The 19693-nt window shown below is 58.1% G+C and carries 8 protein-coding genes; 4 read left to right on the forward strand and 4 right to left on the reverse strand.

Features of this window, described 5'->3' with window-relative positions:
• Nucleotides 1-31 precede the first annotated feature (31 nt).
• Nucleotides 32-4636 carry a dermonecrotic toxin domain-containing protein gene (locus J3P85_RS29135; RefSeq protein WP_434704349.1) on the forward strand — a complete coding sequence of 1535 codons (4605 nt, stop codon included), beginning with the start codon at nucleotides 32-34 and terminating at the stop codon, nucleotides 4634-4636.
• Between the two features lie 41 nt (nucleotides 4637-4677).
• On the opposite strand, the gene J3P85_RS29140 is transcribed toward J3P85_RS29135, so the two are convergent.
• Entirely contained in the window at nucleotides 4678-6222 is a 1545-nt protein-coding gene (locus J3P85_RS29140; protein WP_434704350.1) for a PLP-dependent aminotransferase family protein, read from the reverse strand.
• Nucleotides 6223-6319: 97 nt separating this feature from the next.
• Here J3P85_RS29140 and J3P85_RS29145 point away from each other — a divergent pair, with 97 nt between their 5' ends.
• Genes J3P85_RS29145 through J3P85_RS29155 form a run of 3 tightly spaced genes read left to right on the forward strand, consistent with a single transcriptional unit; the run spans nucleotide 6320 to nucleotide 8089 of the window.
• The gene (locus J3P85_RS29145) at nucleotides 6320-6961 is read left to right on the forward strand and encodes an FMN-binding negative transcriptional regulator (RefSeq protein WP_434704351.1); all 642 of its coding nucleotides are present in this window, start codon (nucleotides 6320-6322) and stop codon (nucleotides 6959-6961) included.
• 2 nt (nucleotides 6962-6963) lie between these two features.
• Nucleotides 6964-7410 carry a GNAT family N-acetyltransferase gene (locus tag J3P85_RS29150; RefSeq protein WP_434704352.1) on the forward strand — a complete coding sequence of 149 codons (447 nt, stop codon included), beginning with the start codon at nucleotides 6964-6966 and terminating at the stop codon, nucleotides 7408-7410.
• A gap of 10 nt (nucleotides 7411-7420) precedes the next feature.
• Complete coding sequence (locus tag J3P85_RS29155) at nucleotides 7421-8089, forward strand: GNAT family N-acetyltransferase (protein ID WP_434704353.1); 669 nt, start codon at nucleotides 7421-7423, stop codon at nucleotides 8087-8089.
• Nucleotides 8090-8143: 54 nt separating this feature from the next.
• Here the strand turns inward: J3P85_RS29155 and J3P85_RS29160 are convergent, their stop codons facing one another.
• The 3 genes from J3P85_RS29160 to J3P85_RS29170 form a co-directional block, all read right to left on the reverse strand.
• Nucleotides 8144-13453, reverse strand: coding sequence for a dermonecrotic toxin domain-containing protein (locus J3P85_RS29160; RefSeq protein WP_434704354.1), 5310 nt, complete (start codon nucleotides 13451-13453; stop codon nucleotides 8144-8146).
• A 150-nt stretch (nucleotides 13454-13603) separates the two neighbouring features.
• Nucleotides 13604-18499, reverse strand: coding sequence for a dermonecrotic toxin domain-containing protein (locus J3P85_RS29165; protein ID WP_434704355.1), 4896 nt, complete (start codon nucleotides 18497-18499; stop codon nucleotides 13604-13606).
• 265 nt (nucleotides 18500-18764) lie between these two features.
• Complete coding sequence (locus J3P85_RS29170; RefSeq protein WP_434704356.1) at nucleotides 18765-19661, reverse strand: homocysteine S-methyltransferase family protein; 897 nt, start codon at nucleotides 19659-19661, stop codon at nucleotides 18765-18767.
• Nucleotides 19662-19693: the final 32 nt, after the last annotated feature.

Raw genomic sequence — 19693 nt, forward strand, 5'->3', positions numbered from 1 at the left:
TTTTTTTTCATGTTCAAGGAGGGACACGCAAATGACACTCGACTCGACCGACACAGACCCCACGTCCGACACAGACCCTACCTCAGAGACAAGCATCAAGGCCGCATTGCTCAACCAAATGCTTGCAGGCCCCACCTACCCGGAAGTGGCCGCCGGACTCCTGCAAGGTGCGCTCAAGGACCTTTACCCGTCCTTGGACCTGGACCCCTACACAACCGTCCTCGCCGAACCGGCCTGGGACATCGTCGACGGCGAAATCGTAGCGCTGCCAACCCGTTATGAATCACTCAGCAACTTATTGGCCGATCAGATAGACCGGGAACATCCGAGCTTATTGATTGAAGGTTTGCACTTCCTGACCCGGCTGCCGATTACCGAACCCGAAGTGCACTTGCCGGTGCGCATCGAGCAAATCGGAAGGTTGATCAATGAGCTGGCGCCCGCAATGTTGAAGGCCAACCAGGAACAACAACTGGCGTACTGGAACATGCCATTCGCTCATTACGGTGCCCGCTGGCATGAACTGTCCAATACCTTGCGAAAATTCTGGGACGTGCGGCAAATCAAGGGCTGGACGGCGGACGAATGTGCCATGGCCAGGCAACTTTACCTGTACCCCGACCCGCAAGACCGCAAGGATAAATTCCAAAGCCACGCGTACCTGGTCGACGTCGATGCAGTCGCTGACAATCGGGTCACTCGCTTGAACGAAAACTCACTGGTCGTCCTGATCGGCCAGATCGATGACAAGGAGGTCATCCTTACGCACTCGTTGTACAGCGATTATGAGAAGTTCGAGACACGTGACGCATTGGGCCAGTCCATTGCCGATCATCTGTCGCTCTCTCACCCCACCACCGCGATACGCTGGCGGCTCTATGAACCGTGCGCAAATATTTTTGACAGCAAGGCGTGTGGACTGATTGGTGTGCAGGTCAAGGTGCTCGGAAACCCTCGCCCGGAATCGGACGCTGTCGCCACTGAGCCCGAAATACCCATCAGTGGCATGACGGTCGGGCCTGGCGAGGCGTGGTTCAAGCAGCAGATACCCGATTGGTTACGCAACGCACCAGTCGCCGACCAGACGTTGTTCGCTCAATACATGAAAAACCTGTCGGCGCTGGCCAGTTCTCACGCCGGCAAAACCTACCTGGACGACATCCCTTCGATCAAGGACTACGCGTCTAATGCCTTGAAAACCCAGATGCAATCCGACCACAGCGATGGTTCGGCTCTGAAGCCGGAAAAAATTGTCATCGAAATAACAAGCCCGGTGGTCTGGGGGACCTTTGTCGTTCCGTTCAAGTTCGACACAACTGAGTTCAACCTGGTCGACCTCGCCTTGCAAAACCTGATTGCGCTTCCACAGGGCAACAAAACCGTGAAGTCCTTGGACGGGACGGAGCTTCCCGAATGGGCGACGGTGGACTACTTCGAGAGCCTTATCACTCAGGTCGATATCGGCCGCGTCTATCCAGAGCTGATTAAACGAAAACTGCTCGACGATCCAACCGAATCGTCCCGTCGAGAGCGCCTGTACAGTTCACAGCTACGCCTGCAACTGCCCCTGCTTGCGCTGGAAAGTAAATTGAAGGGGCTGGGCGATATCGATGATCGCGGCTGTCGTTACGTCGCGGCGTTGATGGAGCCGCTTGAAGCCGACCGCAAGGTTGACGGACAAACTATCGTCCTGCGAAAACTGGCGTTCGTGCCAGAGTTGCAGCTCGGTATTTCCGAGGACATCGTGGCCAACATGTTCGTGATCGGCCCGCAGACACCCGGCGCCGGGCCCTGCCTGCTATACCGCCCTTTGCTCGAACCGCAGTTGTGCCAGTTTCCCTCGTTCAGCAACCTGCTCTATGCCATCAGGCAGTCGGCTACGTTGCGCCAATCGGTGCTGGCGTGGCTGCCCGATGGCGTACGGGACACTTACAGCCGGCTGGTGTTTCCGGGCGCCCTGCCTTCGCCCTGGGCCGTCGTGGAGTTCGTGGCGAACCCCATCACATTGTTAGCCAACGCAGGGCCGATCACTTTAAGCGACGAATCCCTGGGACCCGATTTCTTGCCGCTGCTGTTTAAGGCCAACGCCAACGCCCTGGTGACACTCGCCGATAAACAGTCGGTTTCCAATAGCGAGAGCCGTTGGGAGTCGTTCAAACAGACGGGTTGGCTGATTTTCAATCTGGCGTTGCCCTATCTCGGCACCACGGCGAACACCGCGACCTGGCTCTGGCAAATCCTGGAGGACGTGGACCGAATAGCGCAGGACGATGGAGAGCGCAAGGACCAGGCCAAGTGGGAGATCGTGGTTGATTTACTGTTAAACGTAGCGTTAGGCGTGGTCAATATTGCTATCGATCGTTCCAAAGCCGGCAGCCGCGAACGACCAACAGAAGCGCCTGAAGTGGCCCCGAAACAACATGTGCCGGCACCCTTACCCAAACTCAGCATCGAGACACTGTCGCCACTCGTTCAAAAAGAACTGTCACAAGAGCACTACGAGGTTATCCATACCAGCGGCGCCTTGATGGGCAAATCCGGCAGTCACGCTGGGCTTCTCGCCAGCTTCAGCATCGATGCACCCGACAACCTCGGACAACCCCAGAGCGAAGGCGTGCACAAAGGCCTCTATTCGAAAAATGGGAAGTGGTACGCAAAGCTGGCTAGCCAATACTTCGAAGTCAGCGTCAAGGACGAGCCGGTCAGCATCATCAAGGACACACGCTCCGGCCCTCCTTTGCTGCGGGATGAGCGTGGCCAGTGGCAAGTCGATAGCCGCTTGCGATTAAGGGGCAGCGGATCGAAAGGCGTCAGGCAGGAAGTCGTCGTCGCGGCACAACGCCGCAACCTCGAATTGCTCGCCGAACTCAAGAAATTTGAAGAAAGCAGAACGTATAACGAGTGGGCGCTGAATATCGGTGCTCAAAACATGGAGCGGGCATCGGCCGATACCAGGGAAATTTTTGCCGAAGCTTATAGGGCGTCCCTGCAAACGCAGCAGCAAAACTATGAACAGGCGTTGAACGCCTTGATGCAATGGCCGGTCTTCCAGGCGAGGCCGGATGCTTCCCGCGTAAGCCTCGGTTACTTGAACGCGCAAATAAATTTCACATTCGCGGACATGGACATATTGCGGGAACGATTTCTGCCTGTCATGGAGCAGGCAAAGGACATGGTCACCCCGCGCTTCCAAATGCGTGAGCAACGACACGTCGATGCAGCCAACAGCATGATTGAGCTCGGCGACAACATGATTGAGCGCCTGGAGTATATGGAAACACGCTTTTCCAAGCTCAAGAAACTCGGGCTCGGAGGCTTTGAATTTGTGCGCGAAAACCGTAAAAAAATGCCGTCCTACACAAGCGACGATCTACGACTCCTTCAATTGGAAATGTATCGCCACCTCTGCCTGACCCTCGACAGCATTGAAACAATGCCCGAAGGTTGGCTGGAGATTGACCGACTGGTCGACAATGCGATGGTGGCCTTCCAAACCTTGCGCGAGGCGCTCGATGAAACAACCAAGATCCGGCTGGACGAACAAATCGACGCACTCGGCAGCCTGACGGAACAGTTCACGGCCATCCAGGAGCACCTGGACTACATGGGGAGCGAATATCAGGACAGTGCCAACACTCAACAACTCAAGCGCCTGCGCGATCGAATAACGGCTGCCAAAGAACGCGCGTTGCGTCATTTGGCCAAGGCCCTCGACGAGCGAAGCAATAAACGACAATCGCTGACCCTGTACGAGGAACGCCCCCGCTCCAGGAGGAAATTCATCCGAGGCCGCTTCTGGGGAGTCGTCAGCGGCGTGGCTCGCCTGTCCAGCTCGTATGAAGAAACGGGCTGGGTCGAGGTGAGGAATCCGTTATCCGGTGAAATGATCGCTTTATTCCACCGTAAGGAAACCGGTGAATGGGTCCCCCATATCGAGTCCAACGAATCCCCGGCGGTCCCCGCCCTGAAAACCAGTGTCAAGAAAGGCAAAGCCCTGATCAAAGGACTCTCTGCTTTCAGATCACAAGTTAAAAATGACTTGCAGCAGCCCGACCGTACACCGTCCGGTATTTCATTAATCGTGGGCGCCCATGCAAACCGGTTCGATACAGTCGCCAGTGCAATCGGAAAGGCGCTCGACCGGGCCAGGAACGAAACAGTCACACTTGCGCAAGAAGAACGGAGCTCGGCCGAATCCTTGCGACTGCAGCTCAAGCGCGAAGCGACGGCGCTACGCGCCGAGGAACACGCGACCGTACTGGGGCTCATCAAACAAAGCCCGCCCAACATGAGCGGCGTCACTTGGCTAAACGAACGAAACCTCATTCGCGTCACTAAACGAATCAACCGAAAACGCATCAAGACCCCGGCGGGAAAGCGGTATCTCGACCGGTATGAAATCCAGGACAAGCAAAGCGGCAAGCCGCTATGGTTCGCGGACTTTCACTACACCACCTTTTGGGGGTTCGACCTCAAGTTTCTTTCGGCACACCTGAGGACCCCGGAACAAGTCCAGTCAGGCCTGGCAGACATTCCCTTGGATGTACTGAACCAGCGTCAGTTGATTGATCATTACCGCAGCGAAATTGCCGTGGATCAGGCCATACAGGTGTTCTTTCCAAAGAAACGGCCCTGAAGCCGAACCTGGCCTGCGATTGATGCCCCGGCCGCGGGCCGTCAGACATCCCAGGCCTTTGCCAGGCTCGCCAGCGCGGTGCCGATCGCCGCCGGCGGGACTGCCGCAAACCCCAGCACCAGCCCAGCGCGCACTTGCGCAGGCGTGGTAGGCAACCAATAGCCACTCAGGCCGTTGATCTCCACGCCTACGCCGGTGGCCTGGGCAATCAGTTCACGTTCACGCTCGACGCTGTCCACGGGGACCGTGACATGCAGCCCAGCGACGACCGTGGGCATCGCACCGACACCCGCCACAGCCTTCGGCCAACCCGCCAGCAACGCATCCCGCCGAGCCAGGGCCGCTCGACGCATGCGCCGGATATGCCGCTGGAAATGCCCGGCGGCCATGAACTCGGCCATCACGGCCTGGGTGCTGACTTCGGAATGACGCACATCCACGGCGCGCCGTCGGGCGAAGGCGTCCACCAGGCCCGGCGGCAGCACCAGGTAACCCAGGCGCAGGGCCGGGAACGCCACCTTGCCGAAGGTGCCGACGTAAAGTACCCGCCCCTGGCGATCCAGCGCAGCCAAGGGCGCCAGCGGCGCGCCGCTGTAGCGGTATTCGCCGTCGTAATCATCCTCGACGATCCAGCCGTCGTTGCGTTCGGCCCAGGCCAGCAACTCCAGGCGCCGCGCAAGGCTCATCACCACCCCGGTCGGGTATTGGTGGGATGGCGTGACATACACCAGCCGACAATGGCTCAACGTCGCGAGCGCTGCGCAATCCAACCCATCGCTGTCCACTGGCACGCCCTTGACGTCGCCTCCGGCCACCGCGAACGCATGCCCGGCAGCGCGATAGCCAGGGTTTTCCACCGCCACCACGTCACCTGGGTCCACCAGCAGCTGTGCACAAAGGCTAATGCCCTGCTGCGCGCCGCTGGTGATCACAATTTGCTCAGCCGTGCAGTGCAGCCCCCTCGAACTGCGCAGGTAAGCGGCGATCAGGCGTCGCAGCCGCCCATCGCCTTGGGAATCGCCATAACACAGTTGCTGCAAATCGGGCTTGCGCCAGAAAGCCCCATTCAGCTTGGCCCAAACCTCGAACGGGAACAGGTCAAAGGCCGGCACGCCCACCCGGAATGCCCGGGGAGGTCCCGCTGGCGGCTGGGGCAAATGATGTTTCTCGACACGGTGCAAAGCGTCACTGTGGATAACTTTACTGGATGGACCGACAGGTAAATCGAGCCATTCTGTGGATAACCCTGTGGGTAAGCCTGTTGAAAAACCTGTGGATGGTTTTGTGGATAATTTTTTCAAGGGCAATGCCGTCGAGGACAGATTCGCCACATAAGTCCCGTCACCAACTCGCCCTTCGATGAAACCCTCAGCGTAGAGCTGGTCATACGCACGCACCACGCTGTTGCGCGAGATCGACAAGGCCGCCGCCAGGTCGCGGCTGGCCGGCAGGCGTGTGCCGCTTGTCAGGCGCCCATCGAGGACGCGAGCCCGCAATGCCTGGTACAGCTGCCGACTGAGGCCTTGGCGGCGATCCAGTTCGATTCCGGCGGGGTTGAACGACAGGGGCAGCGCGTTGGTATTCATCGCAGTCTCGAATGGACCTATCGAATTGGTCTGGAGTGGCTCTTACAACAGACCAATAGCCTGCCTAGGATGCTGGCATTCGCCAAGGAAAATCTCCATGTACAACCCAAAAGCCTTTGCCGTCCAAGATCTCCCCCAGCTACAGCAAATGATGAACGAGTGCCGCTTGGCCGTGCTGGTCACTCATGGTGAACACGGTTTGCAGGCGAGCCACTTGCCGCTGCTGTTGGATACGCGACAGGGCCCCCACGGAACCCTGCACGGGCATATGGCCCGGGCCAATCCGCAATGGCGCGACCTGGAGGCCGGTGCCGAGGCCCTGGTGATATTCGCCGGCGCCGACGCCTATGTCAGCCCGAGCCTGTACCCCAGCAAGGCCGAACACGGCAAAGTGGTGCCGACCTGGAATTACCTGGCCGTACACGCCTATGGCACCGCCGACGTTTTCAGCGACGCCCCTCGCCTGCGCGAACTGGTCAGCGCCCTCACCGATCGACACGAAACCGGCCGCGCCCAGCCGTGGAAACTCGATGACGCACCGACCGAGTACGTCGATGCGATGCTCAAGGCCATCGTTGGCTTTTCGCTGCCCATCCAACGCCTGGAAGGTAAACGCAAGCTCAGCCAGAACCGCAGCCCCGAAGATGTCGCCGGGGTGCGCAATGGTCTGGCCGCCAGCACCGACTCGCAAGACCAGGCGCTTGCACGCCTGATACCCGACGCATCCGCCAAGGAGTGAACATGAGCCACACCGAGATCCGCCTCGTCACCGCCGAAGATCACGCGGCCTGGCTGCCGCTATGGCAGGCCTACCTGCGGTTCTACAACACCGAACTGCCGGAGGCGGTGACCCAGAGCACTTGGCAGCGCCTGCTCGACGATCGCGAACCGACCCACTGCGCCCTCGCCTGGCACGGCGACACGGCGGTGGGCCTGGTGCATTTCATTTATCACCGCTCGAACTGGAGCATTGAGAATTCCTGTTACCTGCAAGATTTGCTGGTGACCGAGCAAAGTCGGGGCACCGGTGTCGGTCGGCAATTGATCGAATTCGTCTATGCCACCGCCAAGGCCGACGGTTGCTGCAAAGTCCACTGGCTGACCCACGAGACCAACGCGACGGCGATCCAACTCTACGAACGCATTGCCGAACGCCCAGGTTTCATTCAATTTCGCAAAGCCCTGTAAGGAGCACAGCATGTCGACCTCGCTGACCGGTTGGAAAGGTGTCTCGGCGCCATTTACGCGCTTGCTCGAAGGGCGATTCATTCGCCTGGAAAAACTCGACCCGGCGCGTCATGCCGAGGGTCTTTGGCAAGCCCTCGAAGGCCCCGGCGCCGATCCGAAACTCTGGGATTATTTGCCCTACGGCCCGTTCAAGGACCGGGGTGCCTTCAATGCCTGGCTGAACAACCACGCCTCCAACATCGACCCGTATTTTTTCAGCGTGATCGACCGTGCCAGCGGCGAGGTACAAGGTATCCTGAGCCTGATGTCCATCGTTCCGGCCCACGGCCGCATCGAGATCGGCCACGTCACCTTCGGCGCGCCAATGCAGCGCTCGCCGAAAAGTACCGAGGCGGTTTATCTGCTGGCCAAGGAGTCGTTTGCCCTCGGCTACCGGCGCCTCGAATGGAAATGCAACAACGGCAACGCCCGCTCCAAATATGCCGCCGAGCGACTGGGCTTCACGTTTGAAGGCGTGTTCCGCCAGCACATGGTCGTCAAGGGCCAGAACCGCGACACGGCGTGGTATTCGATGCTCGATTCGGAATGGCCGGCGGTTGGCGCGGCATTTGAACGATGGTTGAGTGAAGAGAATCAGCGCGAAGGCGGGCAGGTCCGAAGCTTGGCGGCGTGCCGTTGACTCTATGAAGACGGCTATCGCGAGCGCAATCGCGACGGCCGTCATTCACTACAGCTATTTCTTTTTATACTGCCAAGCCCAATCCGGTATTTCCATATAACGATCCACATATTCCGCGAAGCTCAACAGGCTGTGTTCCGCACGATTGGCGGTAAAGTCGAAGCGGTAAAGATTGTTGAGGACAATCGCAGGGGTTCTGCGATTCGCAAAAACCCTATCCATCAGCTGATGGGCGCGTGCCACCTCCTGCTGGAGAACGTTAATCAAAGCCGATGTGAAATTCGCTTCGGAATTCAACGGGCGGACCTGCCCAAGCGCATCGTAGATATTAAGGTCACTGTAGTTTGGGCTGATGAGCTCTGTCCAAAGGCTCCTGGCCTCATCCCGAGTAAAGTTATTGGTGAGATTAGCCAATAAGTTGGGGGTATCGAGCAACACAATAATTCTGGAGTTTGACGGAAACTTCTCAGCGCCATTTAACAGCCTGGCGACATCCGCCATACCAATATCCGTTGCTCTTCCCGCTTGAGGTTCCAGGAACCGGATAAAAGCCTGCAGCGCACCTAAATGTGTCTCGATGGTTTTCATTGCCTGGTCAGTGAACAGGTGGATCCATCGAATATCGATGTTGCTGGTGTCCAACAGCTCATGCATACGGGTGTTAGCATACCTGGCAATAAAATCCAGCTTTGCCGGACTGAGCGCTGGATGACTTATCCACCTCGAAAATACGGATACGGGCAACGCACCGCCAAGATTGGTCGCGATCACACGAGAGGCTAGAACCCTCTCGGCCCTGAGCAACAACCTACTTCGACTACGTAGAGCCCCTCGAAGTAAGCCCACTGTTCGGCCGACCATTTTTTGATAGCGAAAAAGTTCTATCAGCTCGCTGTTCGGGATTCCCTGACCACGATTTTTCTGAAGTGTATCGGCAAGCTCGGCCAACTCATATGGATGTACCAGTTCCCTGCCGTTAAGGAGTCCCCGCACATCCCCCGCAGCCGCCTCGGTGCTCGGAATATAAGCTTTCGGGCTCTTGGGATAAAATTTATACCAGTCATCGATACCCACGCCGTACTCAAGCAAGATATGGATCGAATCCCGGTTCAACTGAAAATAGCCATCTCTGGCCAGCAGATCTATCGTTCGCCCACCGTCGCTGCCGACCAGCGTCATATCCAGGAGCTCTTCGATAGCGCTTCTTTGGGAGGGCGTGTAGGGCGTGAATGAGGTTGCCAATCCATACAAGGGCCGGGCCGGCGTCAGTTGCTCGATTTGTCTCCAGAGCTCCAACGATGAAATACCGACGGCTGTCAAATCTGCACGCAACGACAAATGTAACCGAAGCGTTCTAAACAATTTATGTGGATTGCGCGCACCCGCGAGCAGGTTCGTTAAAACGTCCAAGGTCTCCCTGCCCAAGAGGTTTTCAAGCGTGGACTCCGTTTTCGCCAACTCCTGCTTCGCCTTGGCAACCGCCTCCTCCATCCGGCTCACCGGCCGCCACACCCGACGGGGGGCGTCCTGAATTTCCAAGTGGCGAAACGATTCAAGGTTTTGGCGAATGTATCTTGCCGACGCCAGACGCAACTCTGTTGGCGAAAAAAGGACCCTTCCCTCGAGTTCGTCCAAGCCCTGGGTAACAGCCCGGAAGAAACAATCACCGTCAGGCGCGATTCGAATGACACCACCTGTCTGGACCAAGTCATAATGGTTGCCGCCCGATCGCCTCACGACGACATCCGTGGTGAGATCCGGATTGCCCGCCAGAGGTTGCCGTCCTGCCTGGCGCGTGAACCGCATGGTCGAGGCGGGCCTCCCGGGCCTGACGTCCATGATGACCAGGCCCCGGTTTTGCGGCCAGCCCGGAACATGGGGCACGAGTTCCGGAACGATATCCATCAGGAGAACGTCCCATTGGCCGGGCTGCTCCAGCACAGCGATCATTTCCTCAAGCGTCTGGCCCCCAGTTCCTGAACCTGAGGGGCCCGGCCGCGAGGACTGCCGCGTTGGACGGTCCCCGCCACCTCCCCGGCCGAACCCCACCGCTCGCCATTCCCCGTCTGGCATCCGCGCCACGGTGCTCCTCATTACGCCACTGGAGCGGATGCTCAACCCTGAGACTGGATCGACCAACGTCGCCTCGGTTGCGTTCAGCTTCGTACTGTCGTGCACCCGGAGCACCATTCCTTCCGGTTGCCGCACATACACCGGGCGAGCGGTGACAGCGCCTGTGGCTGCATCCCGCACTGTAACGCGGTAAAACCCACCTGCATCCGGGCTTAGCCCTCGTATAACCGTTCCATCCCCTACCGCGTAGCGGCTGTAGATTGCTTGTTCCAACGGCAACCCAATCGGTTTTTCCTGTTGGCTTAGACGGGCCAATACCGCTCGGGAGAACGATCTATTGCGCGAGATGCCCATCGCACCGCCGACAGGTCGCGGCGCGATGCCGGCGCGGATCAAGTATTTGACGATGTTCAGGTGAAGCGGGATTTGGCCGGTCTTGGCTACCCTCAAGTACATCTGCAAAGCGGCATAGCCAGGGGCTACAAACGAAACCACATCCAGGAGCGTTTCGAACGCCATCATTGTCAGGTTGAAAATGGTTTGGTGCAGGATGTTGCGGTTGCTGTTTGAACGATGATCGGCATGGGCGATTCGAAATCTCACGTGCGCCTCATGCAGCGCTTCAGACAAATCACCGCTGATCAACGCGCCACGAACCAAGGGGCGACCGCTTCGCGTCCCGAAGATTTGTTTCAGTTCTTCAGGATTGTCAGTGGCGATGCGGGAGGAGAAATAGACCTGCCATTCTTCCTGTTGAAGAAGCTGCGCAACACCATCATTGAGATTGGCAAACTCATGGAGATCATCGCCACCGGGACTGTCCGGAAAATAGACGCCAACGGTGCCCTGTATTATCGGCCCGTCCTGATCTGAAAAAATCAACACACCGTCGACACTGGTTGCGTTGCCCAAGGTGCCATGCTGGCCTCCAGCGCCTACCGCTCCACCGAGCAGCAGACTGTAGACGTGTACCTCCCTTCCCTGAACCCTTATGCGATCCTTCGCCAGCAATGATTTGATAACCGCATCCTGCCAGAGCACGACCCGTTTTTCGGTGCGTGCTGGATGGGCAGTGACATCCGTCACGGTCTCTTTGAATACATCATCACCCTTGAGGGCGGCTTCGTAGCCCTTGAAAGTCATATTGGCCAAGTAAGCGTCCCACCAGGCCTCCTTGTAGTCCGGCGCATTCATTTTTTCCCTGAGGTACGTCTCGTAGCGGCCACCGATATCAAGGCTTGTCGCCATCTTGGCAAGCTCAGGCCCCTTCAAAAGAATGAAACGACGGGTCTGGGGATGGCTGATGGGTTGGCCGTCCTGATCGACCAGATAGACAGGCCGGATTTCCTTCATTGCATTGGGGTACTGCGAAGGGCGCGTATTCTCGATCATCAATTGGGTCAGGCTGGTGGCCCGCGAGTCCTTCGAGGTACACGCGCGCCCTTGAAACAGGGTAATCAACGTCCGGTCTGGATCCGGATCAATATCCTTGTGCAGATGCTCCTGAAGATAAGCGACGATTTTTTCGCGAGTGAACTCCGACAGTGTCTGAACGCGTCTTTTGGCAATTTCGCCTTCCGCGGTCAGCGCCTCATCTTCGAGGAAGCGATAGATGCGCTTCTGCGCAACCGTCGCGACTTTGTAGGCGCTCGGACGGCTGTTCTTGAACAAGGTTTCGCTTCGGGCGATCAGCACACCGTCGAGTGCCAGCATCGGCAACTCCAGCGCTTGCTCGGCATCCAGGGCAAAGCGGGCCCAATCGAACTGAACCCGTTCCGGTGCTTTCAGAACGGCTTGTAACGCCGCGTACTGAAGATCAAGCAGGTCTTTTGCTGCCTGCTTGAAAACATGTTCGGGAAGCGCCTGGTCAATACTTTTGATTTTGCGCTGCTGCCCTTGATAGACCGGGGTTACCGAATCCACCAACTCGCGGAACTCATCGAACCGCTGTATGCCTCCCTCCATGGAGTACAGGAATAGAGCCGGCTGATCCGATTGCTTTATCACCATCGCGGCCGGCCACTTCTGAGCCAGGTCGCCGTCCTTTTCAAGCATGACTTTGTACACATGGGGACGATGCGCTTGCTTCATCAAACTCCCCCTGGCCGACTCTGAAGGGTGCGTCGTGATGATGCTCAGCAGGCGATCCTCGTCATTGCGCAGGTTCCGCTCTGCCTCGGTTAGCCGTGCAGCGGGGTCTCGATCAGCTTTGTATAAATCGAATAAATACAGAAATCGTTGGGAAAGCCTGAGAACCAGCTCATCTTCCGCGGTGGAGGGGACAACCGGGTCGAGCACATCTCTCACGGTCTCCTTCGTGCGAAATGCGGCCAGATCATCAAGGAACTGACGCCTCAGGTGAATATGGGTTGTCGGGTTCTGGATATGGAACGCCGACGTCATGGCCGCCAGGATATGCGCATCCACCGGGTCGACGAATAGGCTTTCGGTCTCTTGCACCGTGTCCGAGCGAGTGAAAAAACCCACGCTTCCCTGGGCGTATACAGGAGGCTCATCAGTGGACAAACAGTCCATCATGACTTCGCTGAAACTCAATGAAGAAACCAATGAGCGCGCCCCGAGCGAATCTGTCGTGAAGTGATTCACATAACAATTGTCCGGGTCGATCGCCAGTAGCGCTGCGCCACGGAATTTTTCCGGCTCGATCTTTTCCCTGATCGAATTGACCAGCAGGTTCTTCAGCGCTGTGTCGAACGTGGGCAAACCTGCGAACAAACGATCCAGATCGGCCTTATGGGTGGCCAGACGTGTCAGCTGTTTGTGGCGAGCCGCTTCTTGAGGGGCGAGCGGGTTATCTTGACTGACGGAATCGGTCTCGAAAGCGAGTCCAGGCCCCCTATAGCCCGGCGGCACGCCTGCTTGCAACTTCTGCAACAGGTTCTTTGAAAGTACAAGGCCGTCGATACGAAGTGCCGAAAAATCCCGCTTCATATGGCTTCTGTGGGGATACTCGATCCAATCCTCGCATCGGTTGAAAGCCGCGAGGGAAGCAATAGGCTTGCTTTGATAGGCCTTGAGAAAGCCCTGCGTGACAGCGGCACGCAAGGGAACCGATGCGACTTTATCTTCAGCAGCCGAATCAGCGGCTCCAACTTCCCGGTAAATCACACGAAGCGGTGTATCGCCCAGCAGTCCCAACTCCAGCAACCACTGATCGGCGAACTTGTGCGGTTCGAATGCATGGCCGTCGGGTAGTGAATGGATAGGCGTTAGCGTGATGCCAGGCGCTTGGAGCGGCACGCCTGGTTCATCGTTAGACAATAAAATCATGGGGGGTCCGTTTGTTTATTGAAGAACCCAGACCCTATCCTTCCGTCACCGCCATGAAGCCATACATATATATAGGCGACCTTGGGCGGCCTCTATCCATATGTGAGTTAACGTTTCAATATCGTTGCTACGGTTCCCATATAAATTGGATCACTTCACTTGTGGCGGTCGTCTCTTGGCCAGAAATCGACTGAGGGATTCGGGTGTCACGCCCTCGTTGGCATACTGCCACGCCCATTCGGGTATTCCGCCGTGATGACTCACGTAGCGCGCGAAGCTCAGGCGGCTGTGCTCCGCCCGGTTGCCCGAAAACCTGAAGCGCCGCAGGAACTGCTGGGCCTCTCCTTGGCTCACCGCGTATGCCCCCAGCAGCAGTTGGTGCGCACGCGTTTCCTCGCTTAGCAGACTGTCCACCAGTGCGCCCGCGAAAGCCGATTCGGACGCCAGCGAACCAGGCCGCTGGAGCGTTTCGCGAATCAGGTCGTCGCTGTATTGCACGCCGATCAGATCGTCCCAGACGCTTCTGGCCCCCTCGGCTGTGATGCCGGGCATGTTGTAGATTGAGCTCCAGACACCAGGGCTTTGTAACAACAAAGCAACCCGAGTGTTAGAGGGAGGGTGCCCTGGGACGCTGAACAGCCTGACGACGGCAGGTAGATCGACATCCACCAGATTGCCCCGAACACCGCCAATGAATCGCATGAAACTCATCAATATCTGCTGGCGGAAGATAATATCGCGCAGGTTATCGTCGTCGAACGCCCGCATCCAGCTGATATCAATATCGCCGGTGATCACGACTTCGGTATAACGCGTGACGGTGTAGGCGGCGATGTGTCTAAGCCGCTCATCGGTCAGGCTCGGATCGCGTATCCACTGGGACACCACGCTCAATGGCAGCATGCCGCCCAGGTTGGAAGCGATAACCGGGGACTGCAAAGCGATTTCGGCGCGCCTGAGCAAATCGGGAAACCTGCCAAGGGCTACCCTGAGCAAGTCGACGAGGTCTTCGGCGCGGTCGTAGTAAATGTATTGATCCATCAACCGCGCCTCGTCATTGACGACCTTGCCTGTTTCGCGCTCAAGCCTGCGCTGGACATCCTTGAGGTCATCTCGATCTATCAGATAAGCCTCACCCACCAGTTCCTCCAATTGCTCCTCGCTCATTTCGCCATGCACGGCCTGATCAAACTTGACGTAGCCCATCAGATTGCGCGGATGGTGATCCGTCAATTCCCGAGCGCGCAGGCCGTATTCAAGCATGATGTGCAACACGTCCTGGGAGAGCATGAGGTATTCGTTGTTCATCAGTTCGAGAATTTCTCGATCAACAATTGGCCCCAATAATATGTCCTCGAAAAACTTGATCAGGTCGTCTTCGTTGGCCAAGTAAAAAGGGAATTCGCTCTGGATCAATTGGCCGGGCGTTCGTGGCGAGAAATGTCTGGCGATGCTATGCAGCATTTCCGGAGGCAAGCTCAAGGATTGTGCATTTCGCAAATAGTCACGCAGCGAAGCTTCGGCGTATGAACGCAAATAGTTCATGATCGGTTGGAACAAGCGATGCGGATTGGGGGCTCCATGAATAATTTGCGTCAGGTCAAGCACTGCCGCCTTTCCCATCGATTGCTCCAACGTCGGCGCGTTATCGACAAGCGCCTGCCGTATCCCGGAGACTTGAGGGGCCAAATAATCATGGATCTCTGGATGCTGATCGATGTAATCGGCGGCGGCGTCGCGCAGCCCTCTTATCGAAAAGTCCTCCTGTAGCCGCCCATCATGCAGGCCGCGAGCAACGGCGTTGAAAAAGCAGTCACCGTTACGAGGAATTTCCATGACACGATTACCGAGGATCAGGCTGTAGTGATTTTGGCCCGTTCGCCGCAGGACAACATCCGTGCTCGCCCTGTCGGGATGAACACTACTTGGATATACACGTTCGTCCCGCCCTGGGGTGTAGCGCACTGACCATGCGCGTCCAGCGGACATTTCATCGATGATCAACAAGCTGCGATTCTGCGGCCAACTCGGCATTCGGGTGATGATGGAGGGGACCAGGTCCATGACCTCATTGTCCCAGTTGCCCAAAGTACGGACGGCGTCGGCGATACCCGAGTCAGCCAGGGCTGGCACCTTGGGTTTGGAGGGGCCCGACGGAGGCGGTGTCTGGGAAGGCCGTTTACCCCCGCCCTGGCCGAATCCCACGGCGCGCCATTCGCCATTGGGCATGCGTGCCACGGTACTTCTCATCACACCACTGGAACGGATGTTCAGACCCGTTAATGGATCGACGATCGTGGCCTCGGTGGCGGTCATTTTCGTGTGATCGTGTACGCGAAAAACCGTCCCGTCGGGTTGCCGCACATAGACCTGTGCCGTGCCGTCATTGTTGAGCCTGGGACGATAGAAGCCTTGGGCATCAGGGGCCAGCCCTCGGATCGGCGCCGTATCCTTAACGGCGTAACGATGGTAGATCGCGTCCTCCAGGGGCAATCCGGCCAACGCTTCGTCTGCATGTTGACGAGCTTTCACCGCTAGAAACGAGGCTTGGCCTCGCGATGGAATCATCCAGCCGTGGGCACTGCCCTGCCCAAGACGGTTAGCCACTTTGTCGATGAAGACCAAGGTATCGAAGTCCCGTGGAACCACACCGCTCCTGAGCACGAGCGAGCCGGTTCTCACGGCTCGCTTGAGTAGCTGGACACCCGGCACCGCCAGCACACCTGCCACTTCCAACAGAATATCGACCGTCACCATGAACACCCGGGCAGCGTGGTGACGCCGAACGTCCAGGTTGCTGTTGGACAAGTGATCGGCATGGGCGCTGTGAAAATTTACATAGGCGCGATGAAGCGTCTCCAGCAAGTCTCCGGTAATCAAGCAGCCCCGAATCAGCGGCCGACCGCGCCGCTGTGCTGATGAACCCTTCAATTCGTCAGCATCGGGCGCGGAGATCCGCGAACGGAAATACGCCTGCCATTTTTCTTGCAGCAGAAGCGCCCCGACGCCCTCACCCAGATCGGAAAATTCCTGGAAGTCGTCGCCCTCAGGGCTGTCTGGAAAGTACACCCCGACGGGGCCGTTGATTTCCGGTCCGAGCTGATCGGTAAAAATCAGTGCGCCATCCACACTGAGGGCGTTGCCCATCGTCCCGTGCTGCCCTCCCGCGCCCACGCTTCCTCCGAGCAGCAAGCCATGGACATGCACCCTTCGTCCGAAGACCTGGTCACGAGCCTCCGCCACCGGAGACCTCAACACGGCGGCCAACCAGAGAGGCACCCGCTTTTGCAGCTTCGGTGGGTTGCCGGTCTTGTCCTGGCCAGTAGCCTTGAACATGCTATCGCCCCTCAGCCCGGCCTCGTAGCCCTTGAACTTCAAGTTCGCCAGATACGCCGCCTGCCACGCCGCCTTGTATTGCGGTTTGTTCATTTCCTCTCGCAGCAGGATTTCATAGTTGCCGCCGACATCCAGGCTCTTGGCCATGCGGGCGAGCTCGTTCCCGGTCAAAGTGATCAGAACGTTATTCTCCGGGTGTCGAATGCGCTGGCAGTGCTGGTCGACAAGATAGACGGTCGACACTTCGCTCATCGCCTCCGGATAGTCTGGCGAGCGGAGATTGTCCAGCATCAGCTGGGTCAGGCTGATGGTGCGCGACTGCCTTGGGTTGGCTTTGTTGCCAAAAGACAGCGTGACCTGGGTCCGGTCCGGATCGGGCTTAATGGCCGGGTGCAACGTTTGCTTAAGGTATTGCTTGATCTTCTCCTGAGTGAATTGCACGAGCGTCTGGACTCGACCACTCAGTTCATAGACCCCCCGGTACACCTGGGCTTCCAGACGACGATAGGTCGCTTGCTCTGACGGTGTCGCGGATGCGTAGAAGACCGGACGGTTGTTTTCGACTCGGGTCAACCGACGCACCGCCAATGGCCCGGAGAGCGATAGCACAGGCAGACTCAGGGCATCTTCTGCCTGTTGGGCAAAAGCCTCCAGGGTTATCGTCCCGTCGATGGGTGTGCTCAGGCATTTCTCGAGCGCTGCGCTTTGCCGCTGGAAAAGAGCTGAGGCCGCCACTTCAAACACATGCCCGGACAGCTCGGAGGAAATATTCAGGATCGTGCGTTCCTGCCCGTCATAGAGCGGACTCACCGCGGCGGTCATTGCCTCAAAGGACGGGAAGCCCTGCAGGCCGCCTTCCAGGGAATACAAAAACAACCGTTGTCGTTCGGTTTGCTTGATCACCATAGCGGCGGGCCACTGCTGCGGCGTTGCGCGTCCCGTATCGAGCATGACCGCATAAACATGGGGGATGGGCGCTCGCTGCAAGCGCCCCCTGTCGAGCATGGAGGGGTGGGTGCTGATGATGTTCAACAGGCGGTCATCCTCTGCCTGTTGCGTTCGCTCACCCGGTGAGGCAGCCGGCTTGCGGTCGGCTTTGTACAGGTTGCAAATGTGCAGGAAGCGCCTTGAAAGCAGATGAGCGAAGACCGCTTGCGCCGTCGAAGAGTCTGCCTTGTCGAGGATGCCCGCCCAGCGCTCGCTGTTGCGAAAGAGACTGAGGTCGTCACGCAATTGCTGCCTCACCGTCTCGTTGGTCGTCGGGCCGGCTATGTAAAACGCCGACTCCATCGCTTGTAGGATTTTGCTATCCGCAGGGCTGGAAAAAATGCTGTCAGCTTCGTCCAGGGTATCCGGGCGAATGTAGAAACCCACGGCACCGGCCGTATAGGTGGGCGGCGTATCGGTTTTCAAACTGCTACGCATCACGTCGGTAAAACTCTGCGAGTGCGTCAACGCGCGCCTGCCATCCGAATCGATGGCGAAGTGATTCACGTAGCAATGATCAGGGTCGATATGTTCAAGCAGCGATGGACGGAGCTTACGCTCGGGTATTTTTTTCTTGATCGAGCTGACCAACAGGTTATTGATCACCGAATCGAAAGTTGGCAGGCCGGCGAATAGAAGCGCCAGGCTCTTCTGGTTGGCGTCCAGCAGCTTCAATTGCCGCAGCTGCTCTTTGCCGGCGGCGCTGAGGTCGTCGTCTGGCATGGGCGTTTCTGTTGGTACAGGCTCGCAGGACGGCTGGCGGTCACCACTCAATGGCGCCGCGCTGGATATCGGTAGGGGGTTGGGTTGATTTGTCGAATCAGAGGGCATCGGACTGTCCAAGGGTTGATTGGAAAGTCCGGAAACCTAACGCGTCAGTCACGCAGCACGGCCATACATATGTATGGCGTCGCTGTCGCTTTGGGTAAAAATCGTAAGCGGGGATGAACAGGTGGTCGGCCGATTCCTCGGCCAACCGCCACGCCACTCAATCCAATTGTTGCGCCAGGACGGCGATATGCTCCGGCCCGATTCCGCAGCAGCCGCCCAAGTGGCTGGCCCCGCGCTTTTGCCAGTCCGCCGCCCATTGCAGATACCCCGGCGGATCCAGGTCGTCACGCAGCGGGTCCAACCCGTCGTTGGCGGTCGCCTCCTTGGGCTGCGGCGGAAATGCGTTGGCGTAGGCACCGATGTGGATTTTCACGCCCAGGCGCTCGAACGTCTGCCGCGCGGCATCGATGGCCGCACCGATCACCTCCGGCTGGCTGCAGTTGAACAGCAGCGTCTCGACGCCCAGCTCCGCTGCGACTGCCGCGGCATCCGCCACGGGTTCACCGGAACGCAGGCGCGGCACTTCATCCGTGTCCTCGTCTTTCAAGGTGAACGATAGCCAGAATGGCTTGCCATCCTGCGGGATCCCGGCACGTATGGCTCGCGCCTCGACCGTTGAGCTTTGGGTTTCCGCCAGCCACAGGTCAACGTGGGGTGCCAGGCCCGCCACCAGGGGCGTCAGCAGTTCAGCGGCGCGGGACGCATCGAACAGATCGGGACGATAGGAGCCGAACAGCGGCGGCAGCGATCCGGCCACTCGTACGGCCTTGCCTGAAGCCTGCACAGCCCGCCGCGCCAGCTCACCGGCCAAAGCCGCCAGCGCCTGGCCTTCGGCGGCGAAACGCGCCTCACCGATATGGAACGGCACCACGGCGTAGCTGTTGGTGGTGATCACATTGGCACCGCTGGCGATGTACGCCCCATGAACATCTTCCACGGCCCGGGGCGCTTCGCTCAGTGCCAGCGCCGACCACTCGGGTTGTCGAAACGGCGCGCCACGGCGTTGCAGTTCACGGCCCATGCCGCCATCGAGAATGACTGTTGCTACGCCCATATGCGATTCACTCATAAGCTTATGAAAAATAC

Source organism: Pseudomonas sp. Z1-12 (assembly GCF_051132015.1).
Classification (GTDB): domain Bacteria; phylum Pseudomonadota; class Gammaproteobacteria; order Pseudomonadales; family Pseudomonadaceae; genus Aquipseudomonas; species Aquipseudomonas zanjanensis.